Source organism: Clostridium sp. YIM B02506 (assembly GCF_022324845.1).
GTDB lineage: Bacteria > Bacillota > Clostridia > Clostridiales > Clostridiaceae > Clostridium_T > Clostridium_T intestinale.
Window position 1 is genome coordinate 14,457 of the sequence record NZ_JAKGTG010000029.1, and the last position, 16,427, is coordinate 30,883.

16 protein-coding genes are annotated in these 16,427 nt (G+C 30.9%); 4 read left to right on the plus strand and 12 right to left on the minus strand.

What is annotated here, in order from left to right:
- Positions 1–14 precede the first annotated feature (14 nt).
- On the minus strand, positions 15–932 hold the full coding sequence (locus L1S49_RS18090; protein ID WP_238906802.1) for a transketolase family protein: 918 nt from the start codon (positions 930–932) through the stop codon (positions 15–17).
- Positions 932–1,753, minus strand: coding sequence for a transketolase (locus L1S49_RS18095; RefSeq protein ID WP_021803690.1), 822 nt, complete (start codon positions 1,751–1,753; stop codon positions 932–934). The genes L1S49_RS18090 and L1S49_RS18095 overlap by 1 nt, the downstream gene beginning before the upstream one ends.
- 348 nt (positions 1,754–2,101) lie before the next feature.
- On the opposite strand from L1S49_RS18095, the gene L1S49_RS18100 reads away from it, so the two are divergent.
- Together L1S49_RS18100 and adhE are read left to right on the plus strand one after the other, a co-directional pair.
- Positions 2,102–2,851, plus strand: coding sequence for a DeoR/GlpR family DNA-binding transcription regulator (locus L1S49_RS18100; protein ID WP_034856372.1), 750 nt, complete (start codon positions 2,102–2,104; stop codon positions 2,849–2,851).
- Between the two features lie 275 nt (positions 2,852–3,126).
- On the plus strand, positions 3,127–5,760 hold the full coding sequence (gene adhE / locus L1S49_RS18105) for a bifunctional acetaldehyde-CoA/alcohol dehydrogenase (protein ID WP_238906803.1): 2,634 nt from the start codon (positions 3,127–3,129) through the stop codon (positions 5,758–5,760).
- A gap of 34 nt (positions 5,761–5,794) precedes the next feature.
- Here the strand turns inward: adhE and L1S49_RS18110 are convergent, their stop codons facing one another.
- From L1S49_RS18110 to L1S49_RS18120, 3 genes are all read right to left on the minus strand, one after another.
- Positions 5,795–7,576 (minus strand): DEAD/DEAH box helicase, encoded by a 1,782-nt coding sequence (locus L1S49_RS18110; RefSeq protein ID WP_238906804.1) that lies wholly within the window; start codon positions 7,574–7,576, stop codon positions 5,795–5,797.
- Between the two features lie 144 nt (positions 7,577–7,720).
- Positions 7,721–8,224: an AAA family ATPase gene (locus L1S49_RS18115; protein WP_238906805.1), complete on the minus strand. Its 504-nt coding sequence runs from the start codon at positions 8,222–8,224 to the stop codon at positions 7,721–7,723.
- Between the two features lie 36 nt (positions 8,225–8,260).
- Positions 8,261–9,055 (minus strand): YdcF family protein, encoded by a 795-nt coding sequence (locus L1S49_RS18120; protein ID WP_238906806.1) that lies wholly within the window; start codon positions 9,053–9,055, stop codon positions 8,261–8,263.
- A gap of 549 nt (positions 9,056–9,604) precedes the next feature.
- Between L1S49_RS18120 and L1S49_RS18125 the strand changes: the two genes are divergently transcribed.
- Positions 9,605–9,979 (plus strand): hypothetical protein, encoded by a 375-nt coding sequence (locus L1S49_RS18125; RefSeq protein WP_238906807.1) that lies wholly within the window; start codon positions 9,605–9,607, stop codon positions 9,977–9,979.
- Between the two features lie 149 nt (positions 9,980–10,128).
- On the opposite strand, the gene L1S49_RS18130 is transcribed toward L1S49_RS18125, so the two are convergent.
- Complete coding sequence (locus tag L1S49_RS18130; protein ID WP_238906808.1) at positions 10,129–10,476, minus strand: hypothetical protein; 348 nt, start codon at positions 10,474–10,476, stop codon at positions 10,129–10,131.
- Between the two features lie 384 nt (positions 10,477–10,860).
- Between L1S49_RS18130 and L1S49_RS18135 the strand changes: the two genes are divergently transcribed.
- Positions 10,861–11,508 (plus strand): hypothetical protein, encoded by a 648-nt coding sequence (locus L1S49_RS18135; RefSeq protein WP_238906809.1) that lies wholly within the window; start codon positions 10,861–10,863, stop codon positions 11,506–11,508.
- Positions 11,509–11,553: 45 nt separating this feature from the next.
- On the opposite strand, the gene L1S49_RS18140 is transcribed toward L1S49_RS18135, so the two are convergent.
- The 6 genes from L1S49_RS18140 to L1S49_RS18165 all read right to left on the minus strand — a co-directional run bounded on the left by L1S49_RS18140 (position 11,554) and on the right by L1S49_RS18165 (position 16,386).
- Positions 11,554–11,940, minus strand: a complete 387-nt coding sequence (locus L1S49_RS18140; protein WP_238906810.1) for a VOC family protein — start codon at positions 11,938–11,940, stop codon at positions 11,554–11,556.
- Positions 11,933–12,724, minus strand: a complete 792-nt coding sequence (locus L1S49_RS18145) for an aminoglycoside adenylyltransferase domain-containing protein (RefSeq protein ID WP_238906811.1) — start codon at positions 12,722–12,724, stop codon at positions 11,933–11,935. The genes L1S49_RS18140 and L1S49_RS18145 overlap by 8 nt, the downstream gene beginning before the upstream one ends.
- 9 nt (positions 12,725–12,733) lie before the next feature.
- Positions 12,734–13,531: a M55 family metallopeptidase gene (locus tag L1S49_RS18150; protein ID WP_238906812.1), complete on the minus strand. Its 798-nt coding sequence runs from the start codon at positions 13,529–13,531 to the stop codon at positions 12,734–12,736.
- A gap of 514 nt (positions 13,532–14,045) precedes the next feature.
- A complete protein-coding gene (locus L1S49_RS18155; protein WP_238906813.1) occupies positions 14,046–14,609 on the minus strand; it encodes an NUDIX hydrolase in 564 nt (187 codons plus the stop codon).
- 70 nt (positions 14,610–14,679) lie between these two features.
- Positions 14,680–14,982 carry a Dabb family protein gene (locus tag L1S49_RS18160; RefSeq protein ID WP_021803720.1) on the minus strand — a complete coding sequence of 101 codons (303 nt, stop codon included), beginning with the start codon at positions 14,980–14,982 and terminating at the stop codon, positions 14,680–14,682.
- Positions 14,983–15,015: 33 nt separating this feature from the next.
- Complete coding sequence (locus L1S49_RS18165) at positions 15,016–16,386, minus strand: glycoside hydrolase family 1 protein (protein WP_238906814.1); 1,371 nt, start codon at positions 16,384–16,386, stop codon at positions 15,016–15,018.
- Positions 16,387–16,427: the final 41 nt, after the last annotated feature.

The following is a 16,427-nucleotide window of genomic DNA, read 5'->3' on the forward strand; positions in this document are numbered from 1 at the left end:
CTTAGTAATTACTATTAAAGTGATTTAGCTGCTTCAACTATGTCTTTTGCAGTTAATCCATAATGTGCTAATAGAACATCTGGAGTTCCTGATTGACCAAATACGTCTTTAACTCCGATTCTCTTAAGTTTAGCTGGAGCTTCTTCAGCTAATACTTCTGCTACTGCTGAACCTAATCCACCTATTATGCTGTGTTCTTCAGCTGTGACTACTTTACCTATAGTTTTAGCTAAGTTTACTATAAGTTCATTGTCTAATGGTTTTATAGTTGGTATATTTACAACAGTTGCTTCTATGTTTTCTTTGCTTAATGTTTCTGCTGCTTCTAAAGCTTTAGCTACCATTATTCCTGTTGCTACTATAAGTACATCTTTTCCTTCTCTTAAAACTTCACCTTTTCCTATTTTGAATTCATAGTTTTCATCATGGATTACAGGTGTAGCTGCTCTTCCGAATCTTATATAAACTGGTCCATAATAATCTACTGCTGCAAATACTGCTTTTTTAGCTTCTACCGCATCAGCTGGATTTATTACTACCATATTTGGTATACTTCTCATTAAAGATATATCTTCTATAGCTTGGTGACTTCCACCATCTTCTCCTACTGTTATACCAGCATGAGTTACAGCTATTTTAACATTTAATTTTGGATAAGCTACTGAGTTTCTGATTTGCTCAAATGCTCTTCCTGCTGCAAACATAGCAAAAGTAGTTGCAAATGGTATTTTTCCACATGTAGCTAATCCTGCTGCTGTTCCAATCATGTCACCTTCTGCTATTCCCATATCAAAGAATCTATCTGGTGCAACATTTTTAAATTCTCCACTCTTAGTTGCTTTTGCAAGGTCTGCATCTAATACTACTACGTTCTCATTTGATGCTAATTCTTTTAACGCTTCTCCGTAAGCTTCTCTAGTTGCTATATTCATTATTTTTCTCCTCCTTGTAACTCACTTAAAGCTTGTACTTTTTGTTCTTCATTTGGTGCAGTTCCATGCCATGAAGCTTTATTTTCCATGAAGGAAACGCCTTTTCCTTTAACTGTCTTAGCTATTATTGCTGTTGGTTTTCCTTTAACTTCTTTTGCTTTAACTAAAGCTTCTTTTATTTCTTCTAAATTATGTCCATCTATTACTAAAACATTCCATCCGAAAGCTTCAAACTTCGCATCTACTGGATTTACGTTCATAACTTCTTCGTTTGATCCATCTATTTGAAGTCCATTATGATCTATGAAAGCTACTACATTATCTAATTTGTAATGAGATGTACTCATTGCAGCTTCCCAGATTTGTCCTTCTTGAAGTTCTCCGTCTCCGATTATTGTATATACTCTATAGTCTTTTTTATTTAATTTTCCTGCTAAAGCTATTCCATTAGCTGCTGATAATCCTTGTCCAAGTGATCCTGTTGACATATCTACTCCTGGAGTTTTCTTCATGTCTGGGTGTCCTTGAAGTATTGATTCAAATTTTCTTAAAGATTTAAGTTCTTCTTTTGGGAAATATCCTCTTTCTGCTAAAGCTGCATATAATCCTGGTGCTGCATGACCTTTTGATAAAACAAATCTATCTCTGTCTTCCCATCTAGGATCTTCTACCTTTATGTTCATTTCCTCGAAATATAATACTGTTAATATATCTGCGATAGATAATGATCCACCTGGATGTCCTGATTTTGATGCTGTTAACATTTCAATGATGTCTACTCTTATAGCTTTTGCTATATCTTTTAGTTTTTCTGTATTCAACTTTTTTTCCTCCTTAAATCTTATCTTAAATCTTATTTTTTATTGGCATGTTGTTGCCAAAGATTTTATAAATTTTATACGATTTCTTTTAAGAATGCTGATGTACTGAATACATGCAACAATTGTTGAAGCTATTTTCTTACTTTTGCCCGTTATAGCGGTTTTGTGCTTCTTCATTTATATTCTAATCTATTTTTCACGCTAAGTAAAGTATATTAACGCATATTTTTTACTTTTATTTGCGTTTTTTTTCTTATATTTAATTGTTTATATTTTATTTAATAATTGTAAAATATATGTTATCATATTCTTTATAGTATATCTATTCAGCAGATTGGAACGGTGATTATGTTAAAAGAAGAACGTCAACAGGAAATTTTAAAAATTATAAACTCTGAGCAAAAGGTTATTGCAAGTGATTTAAGTCATAGATTATCTGTTTCGGAAGATACCATTAGAAGAGATTTAAAAGATCTAGATAATAAAGGATTAATTAGAAGAGTTCATAGTGGTGCTCTTAGACTAGGTCCGCCACTTGAGGATTTTTCTATTAGAGAAAAAGTCTTCAGTGATATAAAGATGAGTTTAGCTCAAAAAGCTTTACCCTTTATAAAAGATGATCAGGTTTTATTGATTGATGGTGGAACTACAAATTTATGTTTAACAAAACAGTTACCTATCAATCTAAAAGCAACAGTAATAACAAACAGTCCACCAATAGCTGTAGCTTTAGCTAATCACAAACAAATAGAAGTTATTATGCTTGGTGGCACATTGAACAAAAAATCAATGATTAACGTTGGAATAGATACGGTTGAGGCGTTATCTACTATGAGGGTTGATATCTATATTATGGGTATATACAATATAGACTCTCAAATAGGAGTAAGCTGCCCTACCCTTTCTGAATGTTTGACCAAAAGAAAAATGGTGTCAATTTCATCTGAAATAATAGCACTTGTTACTTCGGATAAATTAGGAACAGTTTCAAATCAAGTTGTTTGCCCACCTCAAGATTTGAGTTATTTAATAACTGATTCTATTAGCTCTGAAATCAAAAATCTTTATAGCAGACAAAATATAACTGTTATAGATTAAGAAAAAGTGAGAGAAATCTCACTTTTTCTTATATATCTTTATGTTAAATAATTATCAATTTTAATATCAATTATTTATGAATTTACTATTTTTCTCATAAAATTTCCCGCCTTATTTAAACATTTTCATTAGCTATTTTGCTTATATAGCCAAACCTTTAATTAAACTGTAAATTTAAAATTTTCTGAAAATAGTCTTGATTTAATTCAACTCTCGTTATATTATTAACATAGATGTTAAATAATTAACAATTTGGATTAAAGGAAGGGATTTGTATGAAAGTTACTAATAGTGAAGATTTAATGGTTAAACTAGAAGAAATAAGAAAAGCTCAAAAGATATTCTCCTCATATACCCAAGAACAAGTAGATAAAATATTCAGAAACGCTGCCATAGCTGCAAATAATGCAAGAATTAAATTAGCTAAAATGGCTGTAGAAGAAAGTGGTATGGGTGTTTTAGAAGATAAGGTTATGAAAAATCATTTTGCAGCTGAGTATATTTACAATAAATATAAAGATGAAAAAACTTGTGGTGTTTTAGAGCATGATGAATCTGCTGGGTTTAAAAGAATAGCTTCTCCTATAGGAGTTGTAGCTGCTATTATTCCTACCACCAATCCTACATCAACAGCTATATTTAAAGCTTTAATATCTTTAAAAACAAGAAACGGAATTATATTCTCTCCTCATCCGAGAGCAAAAAATGCTACTATTGAAGCTGCAAAAATAGTTTTAAAAGCAGCAGTTGAAGCTGGAGCTCCAGAGGGTATAATTGGATGGATTGATGAACCTAGTATAGAACTTTCTCAAATTGTTATGAAAGAAGCTGATATCATATTAGCAACTGGTGGCCCTGCTATGGTTAAGGCTGCTTACTCTTCTGGTAAACCTGCCATAGGTGTAGGTGCTGGTAATACCCCTGCCATAATAGATGAAACTGCTCATATAAAAATGGCAGTAAGCTCAATCATTTTATCTAAATCCTTTGACAACGGCGTAATATGTGCTTCAGAGCAATCCGTATTAGTTTTAGACTCAATTTATGATGAAGTAAAGAAGGAATTTGAAGAAAGAGGAGCATACGTATTAAGATTCTTCGAAGCAGAAAAACTTAAAAAAATACTATTAGTTAAAGGTAATATAAATCCAAATATAGTAGGACAATCTGCCTTAAAAATAGCTGAACTTGCTGGAATTACTGTACCAGATAATACAAGAGTCTTAGTGGCAGAGGCACAATCTGTAGAATTCTCTGAACCTTTAGCACATGAAAAATTATCTCCTGTACTAACAATGTACAGAGTTAAAACCTTTGATGAAGCTATAGAAAAAGCTTCAAGATTAATCGAACAAGGTGGTTTAGGACATACCTCAACCCTTTATATAGATACCTTAACACAACAAGAAAAATTAGATAAATTCACTTTAAACATGAAAACTGTTAGAACTTTAATAAATGTTCCAGCTACTCATGGAGCTATGGGGGATGTATTTAACTTTAGATTAACCCCTTCACTTACACTAGGCTGTGGTCCATGGGGTGGAAACTCAGTTTCAGATAACATTGGGCCAAAACATTTATTAAATATAAAAAACGTAGCTGAGAGGAGAGAAAATATGCTTTGGTTTAAAGTACCACAAAAAACCTATTTTAAATATGGTTCTTTACCATTTGCTATAAGAGAACTAAAGGACTTAGGTAAAAAGAAAGCTTTTATAGTAACAGATAGAATATTAAATGATCTAGGATATACAAATAGAGTTACAGATGTTCTTAGTGAAATAGGAGTAGACTTTAGAATATTTACTGAAGTTGAACCTGATCCTACTCTATCTACTGCCCTTAAAGGTGCAAATGAAATGTTAAGCTATAATCCTGATGTAATTATAGCCCTAGGGGGAGGCTCTCCTATGGATGCAGCAAAAATAATGAGAGTTTTATATGAACACCCTGAGATTCAATTCGAAGATGTTGCTATGAGATTCATGGATATAAGAAAAAGAATATGTCCATTCCCTAAATTAGGTACTAAAGCAATGATGGTAGCAATAGCAACCTCTGCTGGTACAGGCTCTGAGGTTACACCTTTTGCAGTTATTACTGATGAAAAATCAGGTATAAAATATCCACTTGCAGATTATGAGTTAACACCTGATATGGCTATAGTAGATGCAGAATTAATGATGAATATGCCAAAAGGATTAACCAGTGCTTCAGGAATAGATGCATTAACCCATGGATTAGAAGCCTACACATCTATTCAAGCTTCTGAATATACTAATGGGTTAGCAATGGAATCAATAAGACTTATATTTAAATACCTACCTCTTGCTTATGAGGAAGGAACAACTAATATTAAGGCTAGAGAAAAAATGGCTCATGCTTCAACTATGGCAGGAATGGCTTTTGCAAACTGTTTCTTAGGAGTATGTCACTCAATGGCTCACAAACTAGGAGCAGAACACCATATTCCTCATGGAGTAGCTAATGCCTTACTAATAAATGAAGTTATAAAATTTAATGCAGCAGATGATCCTAAAAAACAAGCAGGATTCCCTCAATATAAATATCCTAATATAAAAATGAGATATGCAAGGATAGCTGATTATCTAAACCTTGGTGGAAATACTGAGGATGAAAAAGTAGATTTATTAATAAAAGCTATAAATGAACTTAAAAAGAAAATAAATATCCCTATGAGCATAAAAGAATATGGAATATCAAAAGAAAACTTCTATAGAAACCTTGATGATATGTGTGAACAAGCTTTTGACGATCAATGCACAGGAGCTAATCCAAGATATCCTCTTATAAGCGAAATCAAAGAAATGTATATAAACTCATTTGATTTAGAGGAAGCTAAAAAAAGTAAAAGCATATTTTCAAAGTACCCTAAATTAGCATAAATAAGCCTTTTCTACACCAAAAAATAGAAGAAGCCTAGGATTTTAAATCTTCGGCTTCTTCCCTTATATTCTTTAAAAGTCTATTTATTTTCTCTCCTATTTTTACTCTCTCTTTTTTAATCCAATCTATATCTATTTCCAGCCCAAAATTCTTACCAAAGGAATAATATATATTTATCCTCTGATAATAAAGCTCTAATTCCTTTAAATCATTCATAAAATATCTAGGTTTACTTATTTCCTTCTTATTAGATATAAATATTTCATCTATATAACTCAAATAAGTTATCATAAGTTCTCTTTCACTAATATCGAAAGGGATCTTCATAAGTTTCCACTCTATTTCTTGAGATAATCTATAGGTCTTTATATTTTCAAGTTTTATTATATATTCACTAACATCCATCTTTCTGTATAAACTACCATCAACTTCTCTTGTGCTCCAAAGGGCAAGCTTATCTTTAAGTGGGATATTTCTTATATTTACAATCCCCTCGCTAGGACCCAAAACAGCTTCATAAATATTCTCATCCTTAGTTTCTAAGTTATATCTTATAAACTCTCCACTCTCTCCATAAGCAGCTACATACCCTCTATCATAGATACCTTTTCTACCTGCTCTTCCTGCTATCTGCTTAATTTCTTGAGATGTTAAACTTCTTACCTCATTACCATCAAACTTCCTAGTATCCATAAACACAATTCTTTTTAATGGGAGATTAACCCCCATACCAATAGCATCAGTTGTTATTAAAATGCTATTTTCACCAGTTACAAATTCCTCATATTGTTTTCTTCTAACCTCTGGAGGTAAATCACCATATATAAGACTAGCTTTTACACCTTTTTCAGCAAAATAACTAGCTAACTCCAACACCTTTTTCTTAGAAAAAACAACTAACCCATCACCAGCTGATGTATTTTTAAGCTTAAAAGCCTTATCTTCAACTATTAAAGGCATCTCTCTTACATATTCTATTATTTCATAATCTTCTCCACAATCTTCAATAATCTTTACTAATATATTCTTGGCATTAAAAGCCCCACATACATGAACTTCTCTGGCCTTAAGTCCTAAAACTGCGCGAGTCCACGCAAAACCTCTAAAGTCATCTTTAATCATTTGAATCTCATCAATTATACCTACATCATATTCCTCATCAATATTAAGCTTTTCTATAGTACAGCTTATATGTCTAGAATTTTCAACTAAATCCTCTTCTTCACCAGTTACAAGATCGCAAGGAACCCCTTGCTTATTTAACTTTTCATAGTTTTCAAGGGCTAGGATTCTCAGGGGAGATAAATAAATCCCCTTATTAGCCTTCTTTAAAGCTTCCATTGCATTATAAGTTTTTCCTGTATTGGTTTCTCCTAAATGAAGATAAAATTTTCTCTTATATTTTCTAGTTTCTCTATATTCATCTTTTGGATTCTTAGGAAAAGTTCTGTTGAAGTCTTCTTCCAAAACCTTAGGTATATGCTTCGTAAGTAAAATACTCAGCACCCCAGATTTCATAAATCCTTCATAGTCATCCTTTATTATTTTATTAAAACTAAATTCAGTTCCATTTCTTCTATTATAATCTTCTATTATTCTCTCAGACACATACTTAAATAAATCTATATATCTATAATATACATCCTTAAACCCTTTAAAACCTTTATCCTGCATACCTTTTAAAATCTTTATTTTCTTTCTTAAAGAGGCCTCCTGCTCCCACAAAGCATTGTTTTTGGAATTTCTCGCAATAGTTTCAATGTTACTAATCTGTTCTTTAAGCTTTTTAAAATCCCTGTCCTTACTCTTTTTCACGCCCAAGCCCCCTAACGTCAAATGAGATTATCCATTTATATTATAAGTTTATTTATAAAATACATACCTTAAAACCAAATTCGATAATTTATTATAACATTATTGAAATAAAAATGAGAGCATCATAAAAATACTCTCAAATAACTAGGGATTTATAATATTTATAATCTCCTCTATAGTTTCATCTATCTTCTTATTACTTGTATCTATCTTTATAGTATCCATATTTCTATAAAGCTCAAGCCTTTTAAGACTATTCTCTAAATTTCTGTCTCCTCTTCCATTCTTAAAATCCTCAACAATCCTATTTCTCAAAACTTCCTCTGAACATATAAGAGTTATCTTATATAACTCAAAATCAAAATCTTTAAGTCTATTTAATAGAAGATCAAAAATACTCTCTTCATGAATCACCCAGTTAAAAACAACATATTCTAGGGATGAATTCCTTAAAAAATTACTCAAAAGATAAACTATGTTATCTTCAACCATCTTCTTATTTTCATCATTGACTACAAAAGGGTTCATCATCCAACACCAATCCCCATCAAGCCAAATAGAGTTTTCAAGACTTTTATATAAAGCTTTTGAAATGGTGCTCTTTCCTACACCCATAGTTCCATTTATGATTATTAGCTTCTTTTTCATTTACACCACCCCTTATTTTATATAACATCCAAAAGTTTATCTCAAATACTCACTATAATAAGGAAGCAACACCTCATAAGCCTCCAAAACTTCTTTAGGAATATCCACATGACCTATAAATCCTTTTCCCCTAGGTCCATATCCATTTTCGTCATCCTTAAGTCTAGGTATCTCTCCCATAATTAAAGAAATGAATCTGTGCATATCCCAAAGCCCATAAATATCATTATCTATAAACTTCATTTCTCCATTCTCTTCTTTGATTAATGGTACAAAACAAGAATAATTAATAAATTCCACTTGTTTATCCTTCCATTCCTTCTTAAAACATTCATCTGTTCTTAACTGCATGGTTGGATCTTGAAGAATTAAAATTGTCTTCGGCTTTTTGTTTAATTCTTTTATAACTTTAAAGGTTTCATGGGCATTAGATCCACAATTAGTAGATTTATTTTCAATAATTATGTCTTCCTCTTTTATACTTAGATTCTTAACTAAAACATCTTTTAGAATATCTGCCTCTGCCCTATCTTTGACTTCTATACCTTCATATTTTAAATTATTGAGTATGTTTTCTTCTAAATATATAGTTGAATGTCCGATTCCCCCTACTATCATAATCTCTTTTGCTAAATTACTTTTATAAGCTCGGCCTCCCTCTTCAGCTATATATGGAATTGCACTTCCTAATATTATTAATAAATCCACTTTATCTATATTATATTTCTTAAGTAATTCTTCTTTTGAAATCTCTTTAATATCTCTTTTAGCTAAATACTTTATTATCTCATTAAAAGAATCAACAATCTCTTTAGTGATTTTCTTAATCATAGCTTTCTTCCCTCCAGATATATTAGTATTTGTTAATATTTTACCATATATTTTTTGATACTGATAATTTAATACTTAAAATGAATCTAATAAAATATTTCCCCCATTTAACTGGATATCTGGATATCCAGATTTCTGTATTTCTGGTTTTCCAGTTAACCAGTTATATGGTTATTAAACATAATAATTTTTCAAAGTCTCATAAATGGCTTTCTTAAGCCATAATTAAAAAGGTAGAAGCTCATTAACACCAAGCTCCTACCCTTTTTAATCTTCAAGCCTATACCCAATTTTAAATGTACTTTTAAAATTCATCTAATGAAGTAATTCAATTAATGTTAAAAATTTCATCTTCTATTAGAATAAGAAAAATATATAAAACCTTATTTTAATAGCGAGTCATTTTTATTAACGAATAAAAATTTATATAAAAAACTTACTTAGTTAAGTTTACAAATTAATAAATAAATGCCTTTAAGTTAATGTAAACCAAATGTTAGCTAACGAAAATAATGGTTTAACATATTTTAACAAAAAGGAGAGATTTCTATGTCTAATATAACAGATAGTATTGTTCAATATTCTTTTACTGGAAGGCAGGATGTTGTGGCCAAACTTAATAAAGCTGATGGGTTCGCTAACATGAATGCTACTCAAATCGATACACTTTTAGGACTTATAGCTTCGGGAATAAAACAAGTAGCCCCTATTGGTATTACTTATACCATTGCTAAAGCCGCTGCAGAAGTTGAAGTTCAAATTTTAAAAAGTTTCTTAGCTCAAGCTGATCAACACTCAGATTGGTGTATTATTGCAGTTTCAACTTATAAATTCACTGGTTGGGGAACTGGAACTGGTGGAACATCTGGATATCCAACATATCAATTATCTAAAGTTGACTATCATTTTGAAACAGCTGAATAGAATTATACTCTAAAAGTATATTTGATAAATAGTAGAAAAAGGCATAAATATATTAACGTAATAGTACCCTCCATGAATTATGACTCATGGAGGGTACTTTCATTATATATCTACTAAATGAGCAGTCACTTTATAAATAAGCTTTTCACTTAAATGCTTTCTTCTATAGGTTCTAAATACTTCTTCTCTCTGCTTTTAAAGATGAACAAAATTATTAAAACTACAAGTGCTAATATATTTGAAATATTACTTTTAAAATAAATTACTATTACAGAAAATATTAACAATAGTATCATTGATATTTTTCTATTCTTTTTAAATATTATTAAAAATTTATCTTCATCAACTATAGTATATCTTTTTTTGATATCTCTAATTTCATTCATTAATAAATATCTTCCTAAACTTGTGTTATCCAAAAATCCTAAAAAGAAATCCCTACCTAATACAAATAATAACAACAGCATTGTTACGATAAAAAGTATCTTATCAAACATAAAATTCATCCCTTTCTCCAATTTATATATTAACAAAATACTTATTTATTGTAAATATTTTCTACTTACATATTCTTTCTCTACTACCTTATACACCTTTCAATGAAACTAAGTATAAGGAGTAGACATATCAAAACTTTCATCTAGTTGTTGCATAGTTGTAAAATACTCTTTAAATTTGACAATCTGAGTTTAATCACTTAAAATCATTGTAATTAAGTGAAACTTGATTCAGTTGGAGTTTTTATCCCAACTGAATCACTTGTGCCCCTTGTGGGTATAGTTGAACTTATCTAGGGTCGTGCCACTGTTATCTCTCACCTTAATATAGGATGGGAGATTTACAGTGGCTAGACATCAGACAATACAAGGGGGTATTTTAAAATGAAACAATTATCTTTGAGAACCCTAAAGCTTATTTGGGGACTTTTTTTATTTGCTTTAGGTGTAGTACTAACAATTCAAGCTAATATTGGACTTGCTCCTTGGGATGCTTTTAGTGTTGGAGTATCTAATATTACAGGAATTACTTATGGAAATGTTGTGATACTTACTGGAGTGGGTATTCTTATATTTATTGTATTACTTAAAGAAAAGATAGGTTTAGGAACAATCCTAAATACTGTTTTAATCGGGGCAATGTCAGATGTTTTATTAGGTTTAAAAATCATTCCTGTTATGGACAACTTTTTCTTTGGTTTAATAATGCTTTTAGTTGGACAAATAGTTATTTCTTTTGGAAGTTACTTTTATATAGGACAAGGGCTTGGTTCAGGTCCAAGAGATTCTCTTATGATTGCTCTTAGCAAGCGTCTTCCCAATGTTTCTATAGGGGTAATACGTGGGGGAATTGAAGGAACTGCTCTAATAATAGGATGGTTACTTGGGGCTAAAGTTGGTATTGGAACAATAATATCTGTATTTGGGATAGGTTTTATTATTCAATATACTTTTAAACTACTACGCTTTAATGTAAAAGCTGTTAAACATGACAGTTTATTTGATACAGCAAAATCATTTGCAAATTCTTAAAGTGATGAAAGGATAAATAGTTACATCTACTTATCCTTTTATTATCTAATCTCTTTTAGCAAATGCAATAACATGTCCATCTAAATCTAATCCATAAGATACATAGTCTCCCCAGTTTCTTATTTCACCTTTACTTACTTCTTTACCACCTAGTTCCACTAACCTATCTAAATATTCATCTGGATTATCTACATATAAATAAAGCTCACATCTAGATGCACCATTACTCTCCTTTGGATGAGTTATCTTACTGCCAAGAATTTTTGCGATACCTTCTTCTGGCATCAACCCTAATATAGTTGTTTCTGAGACATGAAATTCTGTCATTCCAAGTACATGCAGTCTAGGACTTAATTTTAAAAGTGACTCATAAAACTTTTTAGATTTTTCTTGATCTTTAACGTAGATTATAAACATAGCTTCTTTATACATATTTTTTCTCCTCAATATTCTTCATTATATTCTTATTGGAATAAGCTAAAAAACTTTCAATTAACTTATTATTACAACTAGTAACCATCTTCCTTCCATCATAAATATCCAATGCTGACTCTATAATAGATCTAAATCTAGCTGATAAAATATCTAAAGCCCATTCTCCAGCCTCTCTCTTAGATGTTACTTTATTTGTTTCTAGAAAATTTAATATTCTACAAGTATTCAAAATATAATACTCTTGCTTATTAGAGAAATTCTCCCAAGCATCTTCAAAATCATAGATTATTGACTTTAGATATTCTTCATTACTAATCTTAGGGAAAATCAAATCTTTATCTTTTCCCCATAAAGTAATTCCTCTTTCATTAATAACTCTCATGTGAGCAGGTAAGTCTCCATCTTCTAAAATATTTTTTTCTATCTCTTTGTTTTCTAGAAACATATTCGTATACTTTTCTCTCCAATACTCACTATAATGTAAATCATAATGACAAATTGAATTGGGATTTTTAAGTTTATCTTCTAATAGAAAACTTATTTCAATAGGTGATGGATTTAGCGATATTTTCATTAGTTCTTTTATTATCCCATCCTTGTCATTTGCAGCTTCATTCATTACTACTATAATATCTATATCACTTTTATCTTTGTTAAAACATCCCATGGCTAATGATCCATGCAAATAAACCCCAACTAACTTTTCTTTTAACTTACTCTTACACAAATCAAGTATTTTATTAATTTGTTCCTTACTTTCTTTTGGTATATTAATATTCATATACTTCTCCTAAGTTAAGAAATGAAACAATCTTAAAACTTCATAATAGCTATCTGTAGTATAAGAAATAACCCTTGGTTCAATCAGTTTTGCTCCAGGATAAAAAGAATTTCTATATGCTTTTTCATGTCTTTCATAAGCTAGCTCTATATTAAAAGTTTTTGGCAAAGTAATTTTGCATAAACTATAATCTGTCACCAAGGCTTCATTAACTAAAGTTTTAATATCTTTTATAGCTTTGTTTGGATGAATATTTATAGTACATTGTCCCACGCCCTCTTTAACTGCTAAGGTCTTAATACTTCCATTTGTTTGTTTAACTTCATCTATAAGGCCTTTATCTCCACTTACAAATACAACTGATACATTGTGAAGTGCCGCTGCATAAGCATTAATCAAAAACTCACTTGCATAAACCCCATTTATTTTTATATATGCCATTCCTGTATCTAAAGTATGTGCAAGAGGACTAGTTCCACTCCCTGCTCTTGAATGATATCCTATAAAAATAACTCCATCAAAACTTTCGTCCAACCCACTTACCATACACATAGGGTCTCCTGCCCATCCACTTTGAAGCTTCACATACTCAGGTAACTCATTAATATCAATATTTCTTGCACTATCATGTGCATCTTTTACATATATCTCAGTTGCTCCAGCTTCATAAGCTCCCTCACAAGCGGCCTTAACTTCCTTAGTCATCTGAGCTGCAAAAACTGAAAAATCTCCATGCCCTTTCTCCGTTTCACTCCAACTAGTAACCCCTGTTATCCCCTCAATATCTGCACTAATATATATCTTCATACTTCCCTCCTACTAACCCTCTCAAATTCACCTATATTTTACCACAATTAAATAATCCTAGTCCTCTTATTATTTCATTCATCTAAACTGCATAGATAATTATTTACTTATCTAATTACTTGCTTACCTAATTATCTGTTTATTTAATTACCTAATTACTTAATTATTTGCTTATCTAATTACCTACTTAGATAATTAAGTATGCACTTCTGCCCTGTAGGAGCTTCCCCTCAAGCTCCATCAAATTCCTTATCACTTCTGCCCTGTAGGAGCTTCCCCTCAAGCTCCATCAAATTCCTGTTAACTTTTATACTGTAGAGACTTCTCCTCAAGTCTCATTATATTCCTGTTAACTTTTAATCTGTAGGAGCGCCCCTCAGCTCCATTAAATCCCTTTAATATCTTAATAACTGCTACTCTGTAGATACTTAGAAATAGCTTTCTTATACGTTTTAAACTTACTAAATAAAAAAATAGCAAGTAACTTATCATAAAGCTACTTGCTATTTTCTTGCTACTTATAAACATCCTTTATCTTAGAAATTATCTTCTCATAAATCACTCTCATATGAGATTCATTAGATACCTTAGCCACTTCATCTATAGGAATCCATTTTACTCCACTGTTTTCATCAGGTTTTATAATAAGTTCTTCACTTTCATCTGCTTCTAGTAAGTAGGTCACTGATAAATGGAGATGTGCAGATACATACTGCCCTCTTTTATAGTGTCCTACCACAGGTAATATCTCTAAAGAAAATATATCTGAAGTTATAGGTCTTACCTTTTTAATTCCAGTCTCTTCTTTTGCTTCTTTTAGTGCTACAGCTAACAAGTCTTCTTCACCATCTGCATGACCACCTGTCCATGCCCATGAATCATAAATATTATGATAAATCATAAGAGCTTTACTTTTATCCTTATTTAGTATAAAAGCTGAACTTGTTAAGTGAGCTAATTCATTTTCTCTTGTAAGAATGTCCTTAAAATTATCTATATAATATTCTATCAGTTTTTTATCTTTTTCTTCTTGTTCATTGTTGGGTTTATAGTTTTTTATATCCTCAATAAATCTCATAATTTTCTCCTTAATTCTGATATAAATTAAAGAGCACTTAGCTTTTAAACTATCGTGCTCTTATAATTAATTATACTTCATAATCTACTACTATTCTATCAGTTACAACTGCCTTTATAAAGGTACCAGCTTTAACGTGTTCTGGATGATTTTGATAAATGTTTAGTCCTTCTACTGTATCAAACTCAGAATATAAAACTACATCATAAGCTTGCGTACTATCATTAAAATTAATTCCCACTTCAATAGCCTTTAGTGTCTCTATCTTTCCATCTAAAGCTTCAAGAATCTCTTTTATCTTTTTAGCATTTTCTACTTTAGTGTTTCCTTCAGCTTCCTCTTTTAATTTCCAAGTTACTATATGTTTTATCATTTTATATCACCTCTACCTATTATTTTAGCAGAACTATAGAATTTCTCCATTACTTTCTATTACTTTCTTAAACCAGTTAAAGCTCTTTTTCTTATACCTTTTTAAGTCTTTTAAATCTGTTTCATCACGGTTTACAAAAATAACCCCGTATCTTTTTTTCATTTCTCCTTGAGAGCTTAATATATCTGTACATCCCCACATTAGATATCCTATAACCTCTACGCCCTCTTCCATTGCAAGTTTCATTTGTTCAATATGAGCCTTTAAATAATCTATTCTATAATCATCTTCTACAGTATTATTTTCATTCAATTCTTCTCTAACGCCAATTCCATTTTCAGTAATAAATATAGGCATTCTATAGCGTGCATATATTTCTTTTAATGCTACTCTAATCCCTATAGGATCTATAGACCATCCCCATTCATTTGCTTTTAGAGTTGGATTTGGTACCATGCCCTTCATTACCTCTTCTGGGCTTTCTCCAACAAACTTAACAGTTTGGCTTTGATAATAGCTAAAAGTTAAATAATCAACAGTATTTTCTTTTAATAGTTCTTCATCACCAGCTTCAAATACAGGCATTATATTTTTCTTTTTCAAACTACTAGTTACGTAAGATGGATATTCTCCATTTGCAAAAACATCAAAATATAAATCATTAAATAATTCCTTAGCCTTTAATGTTGCTAAGGCATCTTCTGGCTTGCAGCTATTTGGATACATGGTTAGATATGTAACCATTCCACCCATTTTACCATCTGGTATGATTTCATGAAGTGCTTTAGTTGCTTTTGCATGAGCTATAAAAACATTATGACACACTTGAAAAGAAAACTCTTCTATGTTATCTCCCTCTTTAGGAGTAGCTCCCCATGCTTGTAAATGCATAAGAACTAGGTTTTGCTCATTAAAAGTAATCCAATATTTAACCTTATCTTTAAATCTTTCAAATACTGTTCTAGCGTAGTTTTCAAACAAATCTACAACTTTCCTTGATGAAAAACCATTATATTTATCTGCTAAAGCTTTTGGAATATCAAAATGGTATAGAGTTATAACAGGTTGTATTCCATTTGAAAGCAACTCATCAAATATATTATTATAAAATTCTATTCCTTCTTCGTTAACGTCCCCTTCACCCTCTGGAAATATTCTGCTCCAAGAAATGCTGGTACGATAAGTATTTATACCTAATTCCTTAAAAAGTGCTATATCTTCTTTATACTTGTGGTAAAAATCAACTGCTACTTTCCAATCAGAAAAGCCTTCCTTAATCTCTCTGGTATCTACTATAGATACTCCTTTTCCACCTTCACTCCAAGCTCCTTCACTCTGAAAAGATGTAACTGCCCCTCCCCACATAAAGTTCTCTGGAATTATATTCTTTGTTTCTTTTGTCATTCCCTTCATCTCCTTTGAATATATTATTACCCTTAATATAA

What these genes read in the sequence shown, in the direction of transcription:
- L1S49_RS18130 (WP_238906808.1), bottom strand. Translation starts at nt 10,476, where the DNA reads ATGTTTGATAAGATACTTTTTATCGTAACAATGCTGTTGTTATTATTT.
- L1S49_RS18165 (WP_238906814.1), bottom strand. Translation starts at nt 16,386, where the DNA reads ATGACAAAAGAAACAAAGAATATAATTCCAGAGAACTTTATGTGGGGA.
- L1S49_RS18125 (WP_238906807.1), top strand. Translation starts at nt 9,605, where the DNA reads ATGTCTAATATAACAGATAGTATTGTTCAATATTCTTTTACTGGAAGG.
- L1S49_RS18160 (WP_021803720.1), bottom strand. Translation starts at nt 14,982, where the DNA reads ATGATAAAACATATAGTAACTTGGAAATTAAAAGAGGAAGCTGAAGGA.
- L1S49_RS18150 (WP_238906812.1), bottom strand. Translation starts at nt 13,531, where the DNA reads ATGAAGATATATATTAGTGCAGATATTGAGGGGATAACAGGGGTTACT.
- L1S49_RS18100 (WP_034856372.1), top strand. Translation starts at nt 2,102, where the DNA reads ATGTTAAAAGAAGAACGTCAACAGGAAATTTTAAAAATTATAAACTCT.
- L1S49_RS18155 (WP_238906813.1), bottom strand. Translation starts at nt 14,609, where the DNA reads ATGAGATTTATTGAGGATATAAAAAACTATAAACCCAACAATGAACAA.
- L1S49_RS18090 (WP_238906802.1), bottom strand. Translation starts at nt 932, where the DNA reads ATGAATATAGCAACTAGAGAAGCTTACGGAGAAGCGTTAAAAGAATTA.
- adhE (WP_238906803.1), top strand. Translation starts at nt 3,127, where the DNA reads ATGAAAGTTACTAATAGTGAAGATTTAATGGTTAAACTAGAAGAAATA.
- L1S49_RS18140 (WP_238906810.1), bottom strand. Translation starts at nt 11,940, where the DNA reads ATGTATAAAGAAGCTATGTTTATAATCTACGTTAAAGATCAAGAAAAA.
- L1S49_RS18115 (WP_238906805.1), bottom strand. Translation starts at nt 8,224, where the DNA reads ATGAAAAAGAAGCTAATAATCATAAATGGAACTATGGGTGTAGGAAAG.
- L1S49_RS18120 (WP_238906806.1), bottom strand. Translation starts at nt 9,055, where the DNA reads ATGATTAAGAAAATCACTAAAGAGATTGTTGATTCTTTTAATGAGATA.
- L1S49_RS18145 (WP_238906811.1), bottom strand. Translation starts at nt 12,724, where the DNA reads ATGAATATTAATATACCAAAAGAAAGTAAGGAACAAATTAATAAAATA.
- L1S49_RS18135 (WP_238906809.1), top strand. Translation starts at nt 10,861, where the DNA reads ATGAAACAATTATCTTTGAGAACCCTAAAGCTTATTTGGGGACTTTTT.